We start from the raw sequence: 15,402 nt of genomic DNA, 5'->3' as shown, positions 1-15,402 counted from the left end.
TCTTCAGATAAAAACTAACCACAAATCTCAAACTTGTGTAAATATAAAGAAAAGCTTAAGAGGTTACAGACTCATGGTAACTGCAAAAATGATGCAACAGCTTTGGGCTGTAATAGAGTCTACCCAGGTTAGCACTCTGCTCCAATTTGACGATGCTGCTTTAGTACAATTGCTCCTCCATCAGTTAAAAGCTAAACAAGTGCTTGATGCTCAAGCAGATAGCACCCTCAATACTTATATAAAATCTAAACTGCCCCTAATTCGCGATACGGCTGAAGGTCGATTATCTTTAGGGCAAGGCGGCAATCATTAGTACGAGAAACCAGGTGATTGCTCACCATCAAGCATACGCCCAGAGTTCAAACAGTGGAATATTATGAATCACTGGCTAGTAATTGCCCTAGTAGCTTATCTCATTGGAGCAGCGATTGAAGGGGTGAGTACAGCCAGTCAGCTATCTCATTCAATCCCAGAACTAGCTAAAAGCACACAAGCTCATCCTTCAGAGTCTAACACTGGGTCTAGTTCGAGTTGGCGAGTTGTGGCAGCCATCGCCTCAGTAAGTGTTTGTGGAGCTTTTTTGTGGCCTTGCCGCCTTTTCCACCGTTTAATTAAAGGCAAAGTTAATTCGTGAACTAAACCCCTGGACAAAGCACAGGGGTAAAAAACATATCTATTTGCGGTTGGACAATCATACAGTTTGTTCTGGTTCTGTCGTTGCATTTTGCCCAATTTTTGGCTCAGTACCAGCAAGCAGCCGTTCAATATTAGTGCGATGGCGCAAAATCACATATAGTCCGCCGGCAATTCCAAACAGAATATAGGGTAAGGGTTGATGCAAAAGTGCCATGAAAATGGAAACTGCGATCGCACCTGCAATTGAACTCAAAGAGACAATCCTTGATATAGCAACAACGACGGCAAACACACCTGCTGTTGCTAAACCTACCTGCCAACTCATTGCTAATAAAATTCCTAAGCTAATAGCAACAGATTTACCACCAGTAAAGCCTAAAAAAATTGATTTGCTGTGTCCCAGGATGGCAGCTAACCCAACTAAAGTTACTATCCACGGTTGCCACAAGTTTACATCTACCGTTGGGGGGATATAATTTTGACTAGAGGCAAAATTGAACAACCAGTAAACTAGAGCGATCGCTAATACTCCCTTCAAAGAATCAAGTACTAAAACGAATGCTCCTGGCCCTTTTCCCAAGGTTCTTAGTACATTAGTTGCGCCAGTGGAACCTGAACCAACTTCCCGAATATCAATACCTTTTAACTGCTTCACAGCAATGTAGCCAGTGGGAAAAGAACCCAGCAGGTAAGCTATGACTACAATTGCCCCGCATAGAGTTAACCAAATAGCCATAATAAAATTCAAAATTCAAAATTCAAAATTTAAGAAAGTCAAGAGTAATACCTCTTGACCAATGATTCTTAGGAGTGCAGAGTGCTGAGTCTAATACCAATTCAATTAATGATTGCAATATATCCTTGGGTCAAGACGCGATGAATCGCGTCTCTACAAATGGTGTATTTGCCGCATTCTTTTTTTAAATTGGTATAACTTTTTACTCAAAATTAGGAACTAGCTCAACACTCCGCTACCACTAACGGAAAACTGTTTTGCCTAATGACAAATGACCAATGATAAATGACAAATTAAAAGTCATCATCATAGTTTCTCACTGTTTTGGGGTCAGGAGCAAAGGCTAACCACAAAGGAAATTGCAGCAGAGACAAACTGATTTGCTCCTCTGAATCATCAATGATAATTAAGGGTAGTTGATTGGCTTTCGTCAATCGGTCTGCTTTCTGAGCCAGAGCATCAGATGCCTCGAATAATACCACACCCCGGTCTGGGCCGAAATCAGGGCGACCGATTCCCAGACAGTCTTGTAAGCCGCGCCGCCATTCACCTAATCGCTCTGGTGTATTAGCTAAGACTAAAGTACGGACGCGATCGCCATACAGCTTGTGTAATATCGAAATCGCAGATGAAGCAATTAGGATATTCTGCAAACGGCTACCCATTGTCCGTAAACCACCCCGTCCCCCTTGGGTAAAAAACCAGTTAGAAACTCGTTCAGCGTGGATTGGTTCAAAGGTACGGCGTAGTTGCCACGGTGGGCCGTAATAATCCGGTTTATTGCGATATTGGTCAATTAAGCGGCGAATTTGCTTTGTAGTATCTTGAAACTGCTGTTGGGCAAATTGGGGTATTCCAGGTTGAGATTCAACTGGTTTAGCCTCTTTTACAGGTGGTTTTTCTCGTTCTACCACACTTGGCGTCAGTTGCAACTGCTCGGCAGCAGAGGCCAAATCCTGTAAGCTACCCGTGAGATAGTCTTTAAAACCCTGCACCCGAATTGCCAAGTCTTGGGATGTACCAGCAAAAGTGGTTCGCATCTCGTTGCGGATACGTTCTTGACGGCGTTCTAGTTGTTCTACAGAAATTTGCAGGGTTTGTTTGCGTTGTTCTAACTGCAACAGCGACTCTTGTACAAGTCGTCCCAGTGAGGTTTGAGTTTCACTCACCTGTGCCTTAAGGCTTTCGTAAGAAGCTTGCAGCTTGGCTATTTCTTCCTTGAGAGCAACTTCAGCGTTCTGCAACTCTGCCACTCGCTGCTCTGCTTCGGCATATAATGATTGATTTCCTGATCCTATTTCAGACCCCAGTGCGACATTTTCCGCTTCTAACTGCGCTACAAACTCGCCATTTGAATTTTCTGTTAGCTCTGTAGAATTTACCACTTCTGCATTGGAAATGAGTGGCTCAGAAGTTGTGTAGTCCTCTGATGAGCTACTGGCTGCTATTTCTACCACTGACTCAACAGATGGATTTTCTGTATTTTCAACTGCGTTGTTCTCTTCTTGTTTTTCTGCCAACCGCTCATCAATTGGTTCTGGGGTTTGAGATGCCTCTGGGTTCATAAACAATAGTGTAATTCCTATGACGCGAATAAATAGCTTTCAGAAATATTACAATTGACCTGCCATAAAAGTCCTGAGTTATGAGTGCTGAGTTATGAGTTTAGATCAAAACGACTCAGCACAGATGGTACTCAGCACTAAATACGCGGACAACGTTGTTCTAAGCAACTTTTCAGGGTGTTGGGATCAAATAAAATCGGCAAAAAGTGAATACTTTTAATTTCTTTAAAGTAAAACAGAATGGGGACTCCATTCCAGAAGATCCGCCAGTTTTGCCATTCTTGGTAGGGAAAGCGCCGAATTAATTTTTCGCCTCTATAAATATCTAAGTCGGTGGCGGTAAATTGCAACCGCAGCGTTAACGCCTGAAACATGAGAAACAAACCAAACAGTGTGAAAACTAAGCCTACCAACGGTTGTACCAACAGTAGTGGAATAGCGGCAATCACCAAGACTATCGGTATATTGTAACTAGGCTTGAGTTGCACGGTTGATGTGGAGCTAGGAGCAAATGAACTGGTCACAGTCTTAAATCCTGCTTTATTTAGTAGGAGGCATCTATCCTATTTTAGGAGGCAGGAGGCAGGAGTTAGCCCGGATTTCTCACTCATAGTGTGGGAGGTGTGGGAAGTGTGGGGAGTGAGGAGTTTTAACTAATAACTCCTAACTCCTAACTGATTAGTTTTATAAGCCTAAGAATGCACTGCCAGTCCCCTGAAACATTAACCAAGAAAGAAAAAAGTTGCTAACAAATATAATTAGTAAGGCAGTTACAACAGCGGTTGTAGTTGACTGTCCTACACCTTTGGCTCCTCCTGTTGTCGTCAATCCCCAGCTGCAACCAATTACGGCGATTAAAATACCAAAGCAACACGCCTTAATCATGGCGCTAAAAATATCCCAGATTCCAAGAAAGCTACGGGCTGAGTCTAAAAATACCGTATCAGACAGGTTGTAGATATTTGTCGCAATTATTAATCCTCCGAACATCCCTGTTACCAAAGACAGGAGGGTTAAAATTGGTAGCATTAAACAGCAAGCAAGAACGCGGGGGATAACCAGGTAATCGATTGGATCTGTTTTTAACATCAACATGGCATCGATTTGTTCTGAGACTCGCATAGTACCAATTTCTGCTGCAAAGGCAGAACCGACTCGTCCCGCCAAAACCACTGCTGTCAACACAGGAGCGAGTTCTCGTGTCAACGCTATAGAAAGCACTCCGCCGATAATGTTTCCGGCACCAAAGTTGATAAATTCCCGTGCCACCTGAATGGTAAACACCGCGCCAACGAAAATAGCCGTCAACAGGGCAATAAATAGGGAATCTGGCCCAACTGCTGCCATTTGTTCTAAGGTGTTGCGCCGATGGATTTTGCCCTTCAATAGGTGAACTAGTACTTGCCCACCCAGAAAAATCGCCGCCAGCAGCCGCTGACTCCATTCCCCTAAACTGGATTTGGATGTAGTCTGGTTCAATGTTCTGTAGCTAACTCGGTAACTGCCTTAAGAATAGCGGAAGTCATGGGGAATGGGGAATGGGGAATGGGGAATGGGGAATGGGGAATGGGGAATTGGGAATGGGGAATGGGGAATGGGGAATGGGGAATGGGCATTGAAAAGAGGCAGAGGGGCAGGGTGCTGCTCTTGCTGAGGAGAAAACTCTTTTCCCTTGCTCCCTGCTCCCTGCTCCCCTGCTTCTTCACCACTCTCCGGATCAGGCTAAACATTAACTTAAATTAAAGATGTTCTCAGAAAATAAAGCTGTTACTAAACGTGCTACAGAGGAATAAATAGGTGCTAACCTTGGCTAGAATCTTGGTTTTGCAAGGTTTTTTCAGATTTCAGTCATTTTTTATATCCCCAGCATGTGCTGTAACTGGTAGCCGCTTCTTTTAATGAAAACTTAAGATTCTTGACAGATTGTCTGCTTAGGAGCGATCGCACGTATTGTAGAAATTGACAAACCGCTATCTAGCTCTTGTCATCTCTACTCACGGAGTTTGTCTTAAATGACTATTTTCACCAACTTTCTCCGCTCTCTACTACTGACGATCATTTTTAGTTTTGTCGCTCCCATGTTCCTCGTTGGCGGTGGGTTGCTCTTTCTATTCCTCATGGGTCACTTCCCTGGCTTACAAGAGTTAACTGAGGCGATCGCTACTGAGATTATCCATTTTCTCGCCACCTTTGGCAGTGGAACTCCCCTCCGCGGATTAGTTGTAATTAGTTTGACCTGTGCTTTCGTCGGAGCACTGTTTGATATGTACGTTTGTTATCGGTATCAAATATTACGAATAGATTCATAAATAGTGAAAATAGCTTTGTAAAGCGCTCATGGGCTGTAGAAGATAAGAAAAAGTGATATTCCCGACAGTGAAAGTACTACTGGTCTTAACCTAAATAGAGATTAGTGTTGCTGAGTAAAACTTTATGAATTAAATTGAGTACCAAATTTATTGATGAAATATTTATTAATCATTAGTTATTAGTTATTAATTACTAACAACTAGTATGGGTGTTTGACCGTAGTAAAATAATATTCAAAAATATTCAAAAAGTTAAAAAGTTATAATCCGAAGGGGTTTGAAATTTTGAATTCCGTAAAAAAGCTAAAATAGTCTGTACTAATTCATCACGTTGGACGCTAAACTAGAGTTTAGTATTTTGTGTTAGCTACAATCTTTAAGGACTTGATTAGCATTCATCGAGAATATCAAAATAAAACTCACTGAAAAATATAAAAATTTCCTTAAAATTATGATGAACACAATCCCGGCTCATGTTTCTTAACAGAGAAAAACAGGGCGTCTGACCGTTGGGCATCTTATATTGAATTTATTACGAGGTATGTTGACAGCTCATGATTTGGCCGTTTAAGCCCAAGTTTAGAAAACAAATTGCGCGGATTGAAATTACTGGTGCGATCGCCGGTGCTACTCGCAAACGCGTCCTAGAAGCCCTGAAAACTGTAGAAGAAAAAAAGTTTCCGGCATTATTGCTCCGGATCGATAGTCCTGGCGGTACAGTCGGAGATTCCCAAGAAATCTACAGCGCCCTGAAGCGTTTGCGCGAAAAAATCAAAATCGTCGCTAGCTTTGGGAATATTTCGGCATCTGGAGGAGTCTACATCGGCGTGGGAGCCGAATACATCGTCGCCAACCCAGGTACGATTACGGGTAGTATTGGCGTGATTCTGCGTGGGAATAACTTAGAACGCTTGCTAGAAAAAATCGGTGTTTCCTTCAAGGTAATTAAGTCTGGCCCTTACAAAGACATATTGTCTTTCGACCGGCAACTTACTCAACCAGAAGAAAATATTCTGCAAGAGTTGATTGACACAAGTTATCAGCAGTTTGTCCAAACGGTAGCAGATGGCCGTTCTTTAACAGTAGAAGCTGTGAAAAGTTTCGCCGATGGTCGGATTTTTACTGGACAGCAAGCCCTAGAGTTAGGTGTTGTAGACCGCCTGGGCACAGAAGAAGATGCCCGCCGCTGGACAGCAGAACTAGTCGGACTTGATCCGGAAAAAACTCTCTGCTATACCCTAGAAGAACGTAAACCCTTATTGAGTCGTCTTCTACCAGGGAGTCGTCAGTTTTCATCAGGAATTGGGGCTGGTATTGATTGGCTCGAATTTGAAATGTCTACTAGTGGTTTACCGTTGTGGTTATATCGACCCTAATATGAGTTAGGAGTTATGAGTGAGAAGTTGAGAGTTTTAACTCCTAACTCCTAACTCCTAACTCCTAACTCCTAACTTTTATGTTTTCAGGAGGATTTTGGCGTGGACTGGCAAATGCGGGCTATTCGCGGAGCAACAACCGCTTCAGAAAATACTGTTGAGGTAATTCAAGAGGTAGTTACAGAACTACTAGATGAACTAGAAAACCGGAATCAATTCCAGCCCAGGGATATTATTAGTGTTACTTTCTCAGTGACACGCGACTTGGATGCTATTTTCCCAGCTGCGATCGCCAGAGCGCGTCCTGGTTGGGATAATGTGGCCATGTTGGATGTGCAGCAAATGCACGTCGAAGGCAGCTTACAGCGCTGCATTCGGTTCTTAATCCACGCCTATCTGCCAGCCTCCGCCTCAATTCATCATATTTATTTACGCAACGCCGCCAGCTTGCGCCCCGACTGGAGTTTGCCTCAGTCTTTACAAACATCACAGCCAGCAGTTAAGTCAAAGGTGTAAAATACCGAGATTAATAAATAAAAGCGAGTCGCTAAGAACGCCAAGGGAAATAATCGTCATCATTTGTAGAGAATTGGTATTAGAGCGATGTAAATTTTATGGCTCAACGCTTAGATTTCAGAGTAGATATTGAAGAAGCCATAAAAACGCTAAACCTTTCTTCCGATGATTTCAGGTTAGTTAGCCTTCATGAATACGAAGAGATATTGGTGTCAACTCTTGAGCGATTCACAACCTTGGGTAAAAAAGGACTAAATTATTCCTACTGGTGGAGTTCATTCAAAGAACCGTCTTGCTCAATTCATCTCGAATATGCACCTGACATTTTGAAAGAACTTGTACCTTTAGAAGAAACAGTGTGGTTTGTGGCTGAAGACTGGAAAAGAACTAAACAGCATGGTAATTTTTGGCTCTATGAGGGTGAGATCGCGGTAATTGCCGACCTAATAGGAGAAATGTACGGGTTTGAATATTACATAGTCTCGAAGAAGTTTGAGTGGCTACTGGGTGAAGATCGTCACGGGATATTGATTGGTGTTGGGCAGTCTATGACTGAAAAGATAGAATACTTAAAATCAAATCGTGAAAATATCAAATCGGTTCATCTTGATAGGTTTCAAACAACTTCTAAAATCATTGGTTAGGCGATCGCATTTATCATAAAGTACTATTCAGCTATATGTTAAAAACAATTCAAGGAATTTATAAAAACGGCAAAATTGAATTAGCTGAAACACCAGAAGGTATCACTGAAAGTTTAGTGTTTGTCACCTTCCTAGGAACTAAACCCAGCCAATGGCCAGAAATAATCATGCAATATTCAGGTATAAAAGAAAGTATTATCTTTGAATCATATCGAGAAGAACTAATACCACCGAGCGAAATAGAATTTTAATTATCTAGGACTTACGCATTGACAGAAAATACCAAATATGGATTCTTTGAAAAAGCACGTCTGTCGTAGGGGTAAAGTACAATGCTAAACCCCTACAGATGACTATCGAAGAATGATTAATAAAAGGCTGAAACGACCCATTTTCGGATATGCATTTCTTAAATTAGCTGGTTCACCTATTGGTGCTTATGATGTACTTATAGCAGCCACCGCAGTAATCAATAATCATATTGTGGTGACATCTAATGTCCGAGAATTTCAAAGAGTACCTAACTTGCAAATCGAAAATTGGCGTTCTGTGTGAATAGCTGACTCCTCCCAAATGCAAAGCTTAAAGCTTCCATAACAAGATGTTGTATTTGCTTCTATATTAAAGTATCTGTTCAGCAAGCTAACTTTGTTTAAACTACTCAGATATATTAGTATTTTTCTCATTACCGCCTGTTTGCTATTTGCTTGTCATACTTCATCACCTACCGAATTTAAACGCCCTCCCTTGAAAGTGCAATTTGCATCTTTTATTGGAGAGTATCCAGGCATCATTGCTCAAGAAAAAGGATTCTTCAAAGCCCAAGGTGTAGATGTTGAACTAACTTATAAACGATACACCCAATTGGAAAGAGCAAATTTCAGTGCGGGTAAGTATGATGGTATTACAGCGTCCTTGGGAAGTTTTATTATCTTGAGTGCCACAAATCCTGATATACAAGGCGTGCTGGTTATAGATGAATCAACAGGAGCAGATGTAGTAGTCGCCCAACCACAAATAAAAACTGTCGCTGACTTGCAAGGGAAAAAGCTAGGTGCAAATCTAGGCGGTTTTAGCGAACTTTTCGTGACTGAGATGTTGAAAAGTTCCAACTTCACCAGCGATGATGTGAAATTGGTTAAATTAGAGGCTTTAGAAATTCCTCAAGGCCTTAAAAATAATGTTATTCAAGCCGGACACACTTGGCAACCCCATCTTTCTGAAGCTATTAAATCTGGGGGACATATCCTATTTACCAGCAAACAAACCCCTGGCTTGATTTTAGATATGATTATCTTTCGCAATGATACAATCCGCGATCGCCCCGAAGACGTTCGTGCATTTGTGCGAGGATGGCTGCAAGCCGCAACCTATTGGAGGGCAAATCTTCAGGAAGGAAACGCGATCGTCAGCAAAGCCTTAAAAATTCCTAACAATACACTCTCTCTGGAGGGAGTAAAGCTAACTGATTTAGCTGAAAATCAAAAATTATTTCAATCTGGCAACCCTAACTCTATCTACAAAACTGCCAAGATATATGCAGACTTTTTTATTCGCTCTGGAAACGTGACACGCCTTCCTGAGCTAAAAAGTTTGTTTAATTCTTCCTTCTTGAACCCTCCTTCCTAGTTTAGAGCCATGCAGCAGCCTTTTTTGGGCAGCATCCGTACAAAGTTGATCGCCTCGTTTCTGATTGTTGCTTTGATTCCGTTGCTGTTATTGGCATTTATCAACAAACAGACAACTCAAAAAGCACTAACTGAAAACGCCCGACAAGCCCTATCTGCGGCGGCTAACGAAACTGCTAACAGAATAGATGCCTTTATTGATGGAAATCTCAATGCCGTGCGTGTAGAGGCGATTTTACCAGGTTCGGCACGCTACCTCAGCCTAACTCCAAAACAGCGAGATGACAGCCCCGAAATGCAATTGGCGATAGAAACATTAATTCGTCTCAGTCGCAAAGATATGCTCAATGTTCTCTCTTATGCTTTGCTCGACTTAAGCGGGAAAAATGTATTGGATACACATACATCGAACATTGGCAAAGATGAATCAGTTCAAGATTATTTTCAAAAACCACTGCAAACAGGGTTATCCTTTGTTTCTAGCATGAAGCGATCGCCAACAATTCCTGACCTTGTTACCCTGTTTTTTAGCAGTCCGGTTCGCAATGCCAAGGGAGATATATTGGGTGTATTGCGTGTTTCATACAATGCTACTGTTGTCCAGCAGTTAGTAACTCGACAAACTGAACGGGCTGGGGCAAAATCCTTTGCTATTCTTTTAGATGAAAATAATATTTATCTGGCACATAGCACTGCACCAAAACTACTTTTTAAATCAATTGTGCCTCTGCCTTTAGATGTTGTAACTCAACTACAAAGGAAAGGGCATTTGCTTAATTCTCCTCTCAAAGAAGTGGCAACTAATGAGTCAAAACTTAAGCAAGCATTAGATAATAAACAGTCATATTTAATTGCATCTTTGTCAGCAACAGGTAATCAGGTTAATCTGATTGTGATCGCTCATTTAAAATATAAACCTTGGTCTGTGTTGTTCGCACAACCCCTTGCTGTTGCCCTAGCACCTGTAGAAAAGCAAATTCGTGACGCAATGTTTCTATTTGCAATTATTGCTTCAGTAGTGACAATTATCGCTTTTGCCATTGGACAACTGCTAACAAAACCAATAATTTACCTTACGAATATAGTTTTCCAATTTACCGCAGGTAACTTAGATATCCGCGCCAAAATTAGCTCAAAAGACGAAATAGGTCAACTGGCGAAATCGTTTAACAACATGGCACTTCAGTTACAAACATCTTTGGAAACTTTGGAACAAAGGGTAGAAGAGAGAACAGCAGAGTTAGTAGTTGCTAAAGAAACAGCAGAAGATGCAAATCTTAAACTAGAACAACTGGTAAATCTAGATGGTTTGACTCAGGTAGCTAACCGTCGCTGCTTCAATGCACGACTGCAAGCAGAATGGAAACGCCTTGCAAGAGAACAACAACCCCTGTCACTGATTTTATTCGATGTTGATCAATTCAAATCTTACAACGACTGCTATGGTCATCTTGAAGGCGATTATTGTCTAATCAGAATAGCGCAAACAGTGCAACAAATAGTTAATCGTCCTGGTGATCTAGTAGCACGTTATGGAGGAGAAGAATTTTCGGTACTCCTTCCCAATACTGACTTAGCAGGAGCAATCAAAGTAACACAAAATATTCAGCAAGCAATTTACGCTCAGTCCATTCCCCATGCACAGTCTGATGTCAAGGATATCGTCACAGTTAGTTTGGGTATTACTTGTGTCATACCCATTTGCGACATTAAACCAGATACACTCATCGCTTCAGCCGATAAAGCACTGTACAATGCCAAACAAAAGGGGCGCGATCGCTATTGTACGTTTGGCTGATTTACATTTATACCCAGTCTTGGCAGTGTTTTAGCAGCGATCGCTCAGGGTGTGGTTGTTGAAATCAGAGATTTTTGACGCGTTGGCGCAGATCAATCTAGACATCGCTTTATGCAACAACTCTATTCTTTTTGGTGATGAAACCGAATTCCTAAAAAGATGTCGTAAACAAACTCAAAAAAGTCCTTTTTCTGCAACAATCCTGAAGTTTGATAACAGCCTTTTTCATCTAAGAGGGGCTTCATAACATAGTATGCAGGTTGGTAATTATACCAAGGAATCGAAGGCCACAAATGATGAATTAAGTGGTAATTCTGTCCCATAATTAGGATATTGAGAACTTGGTTTGGGTAGACGCGAGCATTTTTCCAGCGATCGCGCTCCGCGAAAGGATAATAAAATATATGCTGAGATTTCTGAGACGACGAGAGTTAGGATCAGAAAGTATTCTGTCGCACGCATACTAACTATATGACATCCACATCGCGTGTTGTTCATAGCGACCCCGATATATTGGGGGGAACGCCTGTTTTTATTGGTACTCGTGTGCCGATAAAAACCTTGCTTGATTATCTAGAAGCAGGTGACTCACTGGATGAGTTTTTAGATCACTTTCCCAGTGTCAGCCGTGAGCAAGCGATCGCCGCTCTCGAATTAGCAAAGGAAATGCTAACCGCCTATGCGAATTCTGCTTGATGAGTGTGTTCCACGACCCTTAAGGCGTGAACTTACTGATTATGAGGTACGCACAGTTGTGGAAATGGGATGGTCAGGCAAAAAGAATGGCGAACTGTTGCAACTGATGATCCAAGAGAGTTTTACGATTCTCCTAACAACAGACCAAAACTTACGATATCAGCAAAACTTGCAAGAGGCTGGAGTTGCGGTCGTTGTTCTGGTGGCATCTAGTAATCGTCTGCCTGATTTACTTCCATTGATACCCAGTGTTCGCAGTGTCTTAGCAACGATCGCTCCGGGTATGGTTGTTGAAATCGGGGATTTTTGACGTGAGCTTCACACAACAACTCTATTCTTTTTGGTGATGAAACCGAATTCCTAAAAAAATGTCATAAACAAACTCAAAAAAGTCCTTTTTCTGTAACAATCCTGAAGTTTGATAACATCCTTTTTCATCTAAGAGGGGCTTCATAACATAGTATGCAGGTTGGTAATTATACCAAGGAATCGAAGGCCACAAATGATGAATTAAGTGGTAATTCTGTCCCATAATCAGAATATTGAGAACTTGGTTTGGGTAGACGCGAGCATTTTTCCAGCGATCGCGCTCCGCAAAAGGACGATGGGGCAAATAGTCAAAAAATAATCCCAGGGCTATCCCCACCACAAAAGCTGGTATAAACCAAAAATTCAGAATGTAACCCAAAAAGTTGTACTGCACTGAGATATAAACAATTACACCAACAATTAAGCGGCTGATGAACCATTCCCATAGCTCATATTTACGCCACAGTCGCCGTTGAAAGAAAAATACCTCATGGTACAAAAAACGCACTGCAATCAACCATAGTGGGCCACCAGTAGAGACATAATGATCTGGGTCGTCTTTAGGATGGTTGACATGACCATGATGCTGTAAATGCACCCGCGTAAATACTGGAAAAGCAAAAGCTAGCATCAACGCACTGCCATGCCCTAACATCGCATTCATTACCCGGTTGCGATGGGCTGATTGGTGACAGGCATCATGAATTACTGTTCCAGCACAATGCAAGGCAAGGGTGTTAACGCTAAAGCACAGCCAGTGCGGCCATTCCCAAAGCCAGTAACCAAAGTTAGATAACACCAGCATTGCTACAGCTACCAAAAACAGCAGTAGCGTGGGATTAAAATCACCAGGAGGCGCTAAAAATTCCTTGGGTGGGATTGTCAGTGGCTTTTGTGCCTCCGATGTGATCATCTCTAACATTGACTCCTTCTTAATCAAACATTACGAATATACGATAAATATTAGGGAACAATAAAGTTTTGTAACTTTTTGTATAGCAATATTTATCCACAGCTTTGCATATCAGTAGATGAATAACGCTATGATTCCAGACAAGAACTAATCTTTACTGATAAGTGGGGTATGACAATTGGCAAAAAGTTGATGGGATAAACTCTTTCGTTGGGAGGATGGATACAAGATTGATGTACTATATCTAGTCTATCCCACAGCCCCCACTCTCCCATAAACCCTCTCTAACTGTTTATATCTTATTGATATAGCAGTGACTGAAAAGGAGATGCCACTTAAGTTACGATGACTTCCCAGATAGCTCCCTAACTTCAGCCCCTATGCAATTAAGAGATTCTCTGCGCCGGACAAAAATTGTCGCTACTATTGGCCCCGCCACTAGCAGTCCTGAAATGCTCAAGGCAATTATTGAAGCGGGAGCCACGACGCTGCGGCTAAACTTCTCCCACGGAACTCATGCCGACCATCAGCGTAGTATTCGCTTAATTCGGCAAACCGCTTTTGAATTAAATCAGCCAGTGGCTATTCTTCAAGACTTGCAGGGCCCAAAAATTCGCTTGGGGAAGTTTGACAACGGGTCTATAGTTTTGGCAAAAGGCGATCGCTTCACCTTGACAAATCGTCCAATAGTAGGGACGCAGGAAATTAGTTGCGTCACCTACGATTATTTAGCCGAAGAAGTCCCAGTTGGTGCAAAAATTCTCCTCGATGATGGACGAGTAGAAATGCTTGTAGAGGAGATTAATCGGGACAAAGGTGATTTACATTGTCGCGTCACCGTACCTGGTAAACTTTCTAACAACAAAGGCGTAAACTTTCCCGGCGTTTACCTGTCAATTAAGGCAATGACCGACAAAGACCGAGAGGATCTGATGTTTGGTCTAGATCAAGGTGTCGATTGGGTGGCACTTTCCTTTGTCCGCAATCCGCAGGACATGATCGAAATTAAAGAACTAATTTCCAGTACAGGTAAGCAAGTGCCAGTAGTGGCCAAAATTGAAAAGCACGAAGCAATCGAACAAATGGAGGCGATTCTGGCTTTGTGTGATGGCGTAATGGTTGCCAGAGGCGACTTAGGGGTGGAATTACCCGCAGAAGATGTTCCCGTACTTCAAAAGCGGTTAATTGCCACAGCAAATCGCTTGGGGATTCCCATCATCACAGCTACTCAGATGTTAGATAGCATGGTGAGCAATCCCCGTCCCACCCGCGCTGAAGTGTCGGATGTGGCAAATGCGATTTTAGATGGCACAGACGCGGTGATGCTCTCCAATGAAACTGCTGTGGGTAGCTTTCCTGTAGAAGCAGTGGCGACGATGGCACGAATTGCCGAACGTATGGAGCAGGAAGAATCCCAACACTTAAACTTACGTTCTGTCAGAGATGCTCGGCGCTCTATTCCTAATGCGATTAGTCAAGCTGTCGGTCAAATTGCCGAACAACTAGGCGCAGCAGCAATCATGACCCTAACGCAAACTGGGGCAACAGCTCGTAATGTCTCTAAGTTCCGTCCCCAAACACCGATTTTAGCAGTGACGCCTCATGTGAATGTGGCGCGGCAGCTACAGATGGTGTGGGGAGTAAAACCGCTGTTGGTACTAGGATTACCTTCCACAGGTCAGACATTTCAAGCTGCGATCAATGTGGCTCAGGAGCTTAAGTTACTGTCTGAGGGAGATTTAGTCGTGATGACCGCGGGTACACTCCAGGGAATTTCCGGCTCCACAGATTTGATTAAAGTAGAGGTGGTGACGGCGGTATTAGGTCACGGAATTGGACTAGGACAAGGTTCAGTGAGTGGTCGCGCACGGGTGGCAAATACTGGCATGGATGTGAGTAACTTTAATCCCGGAGACATATTGGTTGCACCGCGCACTAGTGCCGATTTTGTCGAGGCAATTCGTAAATCTGGTGGAATTATTACGGAAGATGAAAGTCTCACAAGTCACGCAGCAGTAATTGGTTTACGTCTTGGTGTACCAGTGATTGTTGGCGTGAAGCAGGCAACCCAGGCGATTCGGGATGGGGCGATTATAACCCTGGATCTACAACGGGGTTTGATTTACTCTGGGGCGGTGAGAACGTCTTAGATTAGGGATTGGGGACTGGGGACTGGGGACTGGGGAGCAGGGGGCAGGGGGCGGGGGGTAAGGGGGACAGGAGGAGGAGAATTAATAACCAATGCCCAATGACCCATGCCCAATGCCCAATGACCA

18 protein-coding genes and 1 pseudogene are annotated in these 15,402 nt (G+C 42.7%); 13 read left to right on the top strand and 6 right to left on the bottom strand.

The window, feature by feature from the left end; all coding sequences use genetic code 11:
• The first annotated feature begins 73 nt into the window (after positions 1–73).
• Positions 74–313 carry a hypothetical protein gene (locus tag RRG12_RS03765; RefSeq protein WP_069074123.1) on the top strand — a complete coding sequence of 80 codons (240 nt, stop codon included), beginning with the start codon at positions 74–76 and terminating at the stop codon, positions 311–313.
• Between the two features lie 63 nt (positions 314–376).
• Positions 377–634: a hypothetical protein gene (locus tag RRG12_RS03760; RefSeq protein WP_420758406.1), complete on the top strand. Its 258-nt coding sequence runs from the start codon at positions 377–379 to the stop codon at positions 632–634.
• A 57-nt stretch (positions 635–691) separates the two neighbouring features.
• Here the strand turns inward: RRG12_RS03760 and plsY are convergent, their stop codons facing one another.
• The 4 genes from plsY to RRG12_RS03740 all read right to left on the bottom strand — a co-directional run bounded on the left by plsY (position 692) and on the right by RRG12_RS03740 (position 4,416).
• The gene (plsY, locus tag RRG12_RS03755; protein WP_420758405.1) at positions 692–1,372 is read right to left on the bottom strand and encodes a glycerol-3-phosphate 1-O-acyltransferase PlsY; all 681 of its coding nucleotides are present in this window, start codon (positions 1,370–1,372) and stop codon (positions 692–694) included.
• 293 nt (positions 1,373–1,665) lie between these two features.
• Entirely contained in the window at positions 1,666–2,937 is a 1,272-nt protein-coding gene (locus RRG12_RS03750) for a DUF3086 domain-containing protein (protein WP_420758404.1), read from the bottom strand.
• A 137-nt stretch (positions 2,938–3,074) separates the two neighbouring features.
• On the bottom strand, positions 3,075–3,461 hold the full coding sequence (locus RRG12_RS03745) for a DUF3119 family protein (protein ID WP_069074119.1): 387 nt from the start codon (positions 3,459–3,461) through the stop codon (positions 3,075–3,077).
• Between the two features lie 160 nt (positions 3,462–3,621).
• Positions 3,622–4,416: an MlaE family lipid ABC transporter permease subunit gene (locus RRG12_RS03740; protein ID WP_069074118.1), complete on the bottom strand. Its 795-nt coding sequence runs from the start codon at positions 4,414–4,416 to the stop codon at positions 3,622–3,624.
• A gap of 533 nt (positions 4,417–4,949) precedes the next feature.
• Here RRG12_RS03740 and RRG12_RS03735 point away from each other — a divergent pair.
• The 8 genes and pseudogenes from RRG12_RS03735 (at position 4,950) to RRG12_RS03700 (ending at position 11,208) form a co-directional block, all read left to right on the top strand.
• Complete coding sequence (locus tag RRG12_RS03735) at positions 4,950–5,246, top strand: hypothetical protein (protein WP_069074117.1); 297 nt, start codon at positions 4,950–4,952, stop codon at positions 5,244–5,246.
• A 554-nt stretch (positions 5,247–5,800) separates the two neighbouring features.
• The gene (gene sppA, locus RRG12_RS03730) at positions 5,801–6,622 is read left to right on the top strand and encodes a signal peptide peptidase SppA (protein WP_420758403.1); all 822 of its coding nucleotides are present in this window, start codon (positions 5,801–5,803) and stop codon (positions 6,620–6,622) included.
• A 102-nt stretch (positions 6,623–6,724) separates the two neighbouring features.
• Positions 6,725–7,138, top strand: a complete 414-nt coding sequence (gene aroH, locus RRG12_RS03725) for a chorismate mutase (protein ID WP_069074115.1) — start codon at positions 6,725–6,727, stop codon at positions 7,136–7,138.
• Between the two features lie 98 nt (positions 7,139–7,236).
• Complete coding sequence (locus tag RRG12_RS03720; protein ID WP_420758402.1) at positions 7,237–7,782, top strand: DUF6756 family protein; 546 nt, start codon at positions 7,237–7,239, stop codon at positions 7,780–7,782.
• A gap of 35 nt (positions 7,783–7,817) precedes the next feature.
• Positions 7,818–8,033 carry a hypothetical protein gene (locus RRG12_RS03715; RefSeq protein ID WP_420758401.1) on the top strand — a complete coding sequence of 72 codons (216 nt, stop codon included), beginning with the start codon at positions 7,818–7,820 and terminating at the stop codon, positions 8,031–8,033.
• Positions 8,034–8,184: 151 nt separating this feature from the next.
• Positions 8,185–8,337 (top strand): annotated as a pseudogene (locus RRG12_RS03710) (type II toxin-antitoxin system VapC family toxin); the annotation flags it as partial.
• Positions 8,338–8,430: 93 nt separating this feature from the next.
• Positions 8,431–9,411: an ABC transporter substrate-binding protein gene (locus RRG12_RS03705; RefSeq protein WP_420758400.1), complete on the top strand. Its 981-nt coding sequence runs from the start codon at positions 8,431–8,433 to the stop codon at positions 9,409–9,411.
• A 9-nt stretch (positions 9,412–9,420) separates the two neighbouring features.
• Entirely contained in the window at positions 9,421–11,208 is a 1,788-nt protein-coding gene (locus RRG12_RS03700) for a diguanylate cyclase domain-containing protein (RefSeq protein ID WP_420758399.1), read from the top strand.
• Positions 11,209–11,330: 122 nt separating this feature from the next.
• Here RRG12_RS03700 and RRG12_RS03695 read toward each other — a convergent pair whose 3' ends face one another.
• Positions 11,331–11,612 carry a fatty acid desaturase gene (locus RRG12_RS03695; protein ID WP_420758483.1) on the bottom strand — a complete coding sequence of 94 codons (282 nt, stop codon included), beginning with the start codon at positions 11,610–11,612 and terminating at the stop codon, positions 11,331–11,333.
• A 67-nt stretch (positions 11,613–11,679) separates the two neighbouring features.
• On the opposite strand from RRG12_RS03695, the gene RRG12_RS03690 reads away from it, so the two are divergent.
• On the top strand, positions 11,680–11,904 hold the full coding sequence (locus RRG12_RS03690) for a DUF433 domain-containing protein (protein ID WP_420758398.1): 225 nt from the start codon (positions 11,680–11,682) through the stop codon (positions 11,902–11,904).
• Positions 11,888–12,214, top strand: coding sequence for a DUF5615 family PIN-like protein (locus tag RRG12_RS03685; RefSeq protein ID WP_420758397.1), 327 nt, complete (start codon positions 11,888–11,890; stop codon positions 12,212–12,214). The genes RRG12_RS03690 and RRG12_RS03685 overlap by 17 nt, the downstream gene beginning before the upstream one ends.
• Positions 12,215–12,235: 21 nt before the next feature.
• On the opposite strand, the gene crtR is transcribed toward RRG12_RS03685, so the two are convergent.
• Positions 12,236–13,126 carry a beta-carotene hydroxylase gene (crtR, locus tag RRG12_RS03680; RefSeq protein WP_069069165.1) on the bottom strand — a complete coding sequence of 297 codons (891 nt, stop codon included), beginning with the start codon at positions 13,124–13,126 and terminating at the stop codon, positions 12,236–12,238.
• 380 nt (positions 13,127–13,506) lie between these two features.
• On the opposite strand from crtR, the gene pyk reads away from it, so the two are divergent.
• Positions 13,507–15,276 carry a pyruvate kinase gene (gene pyk, locus RRG12_RS03675; RefSeq protein ID WP_069069144.1) on the top strand — a complete coding sequence of 590 codons (1,770 nt, stop codon included), beginning with the start codon at positions 13,507–13,509 and terminating at the stop codon, positions 15,274–15,276.
• Positions 15,277–15,402 lie beyond the last annotated feature (126 nt).

This window comes from Nostoc sp. CALU 546 (assembly GCF_048836525.1).
Note: the sequence above shows the minus strand (reverse complement) of the source record. Positions and strands in the feature narration are given on the sequence as shown.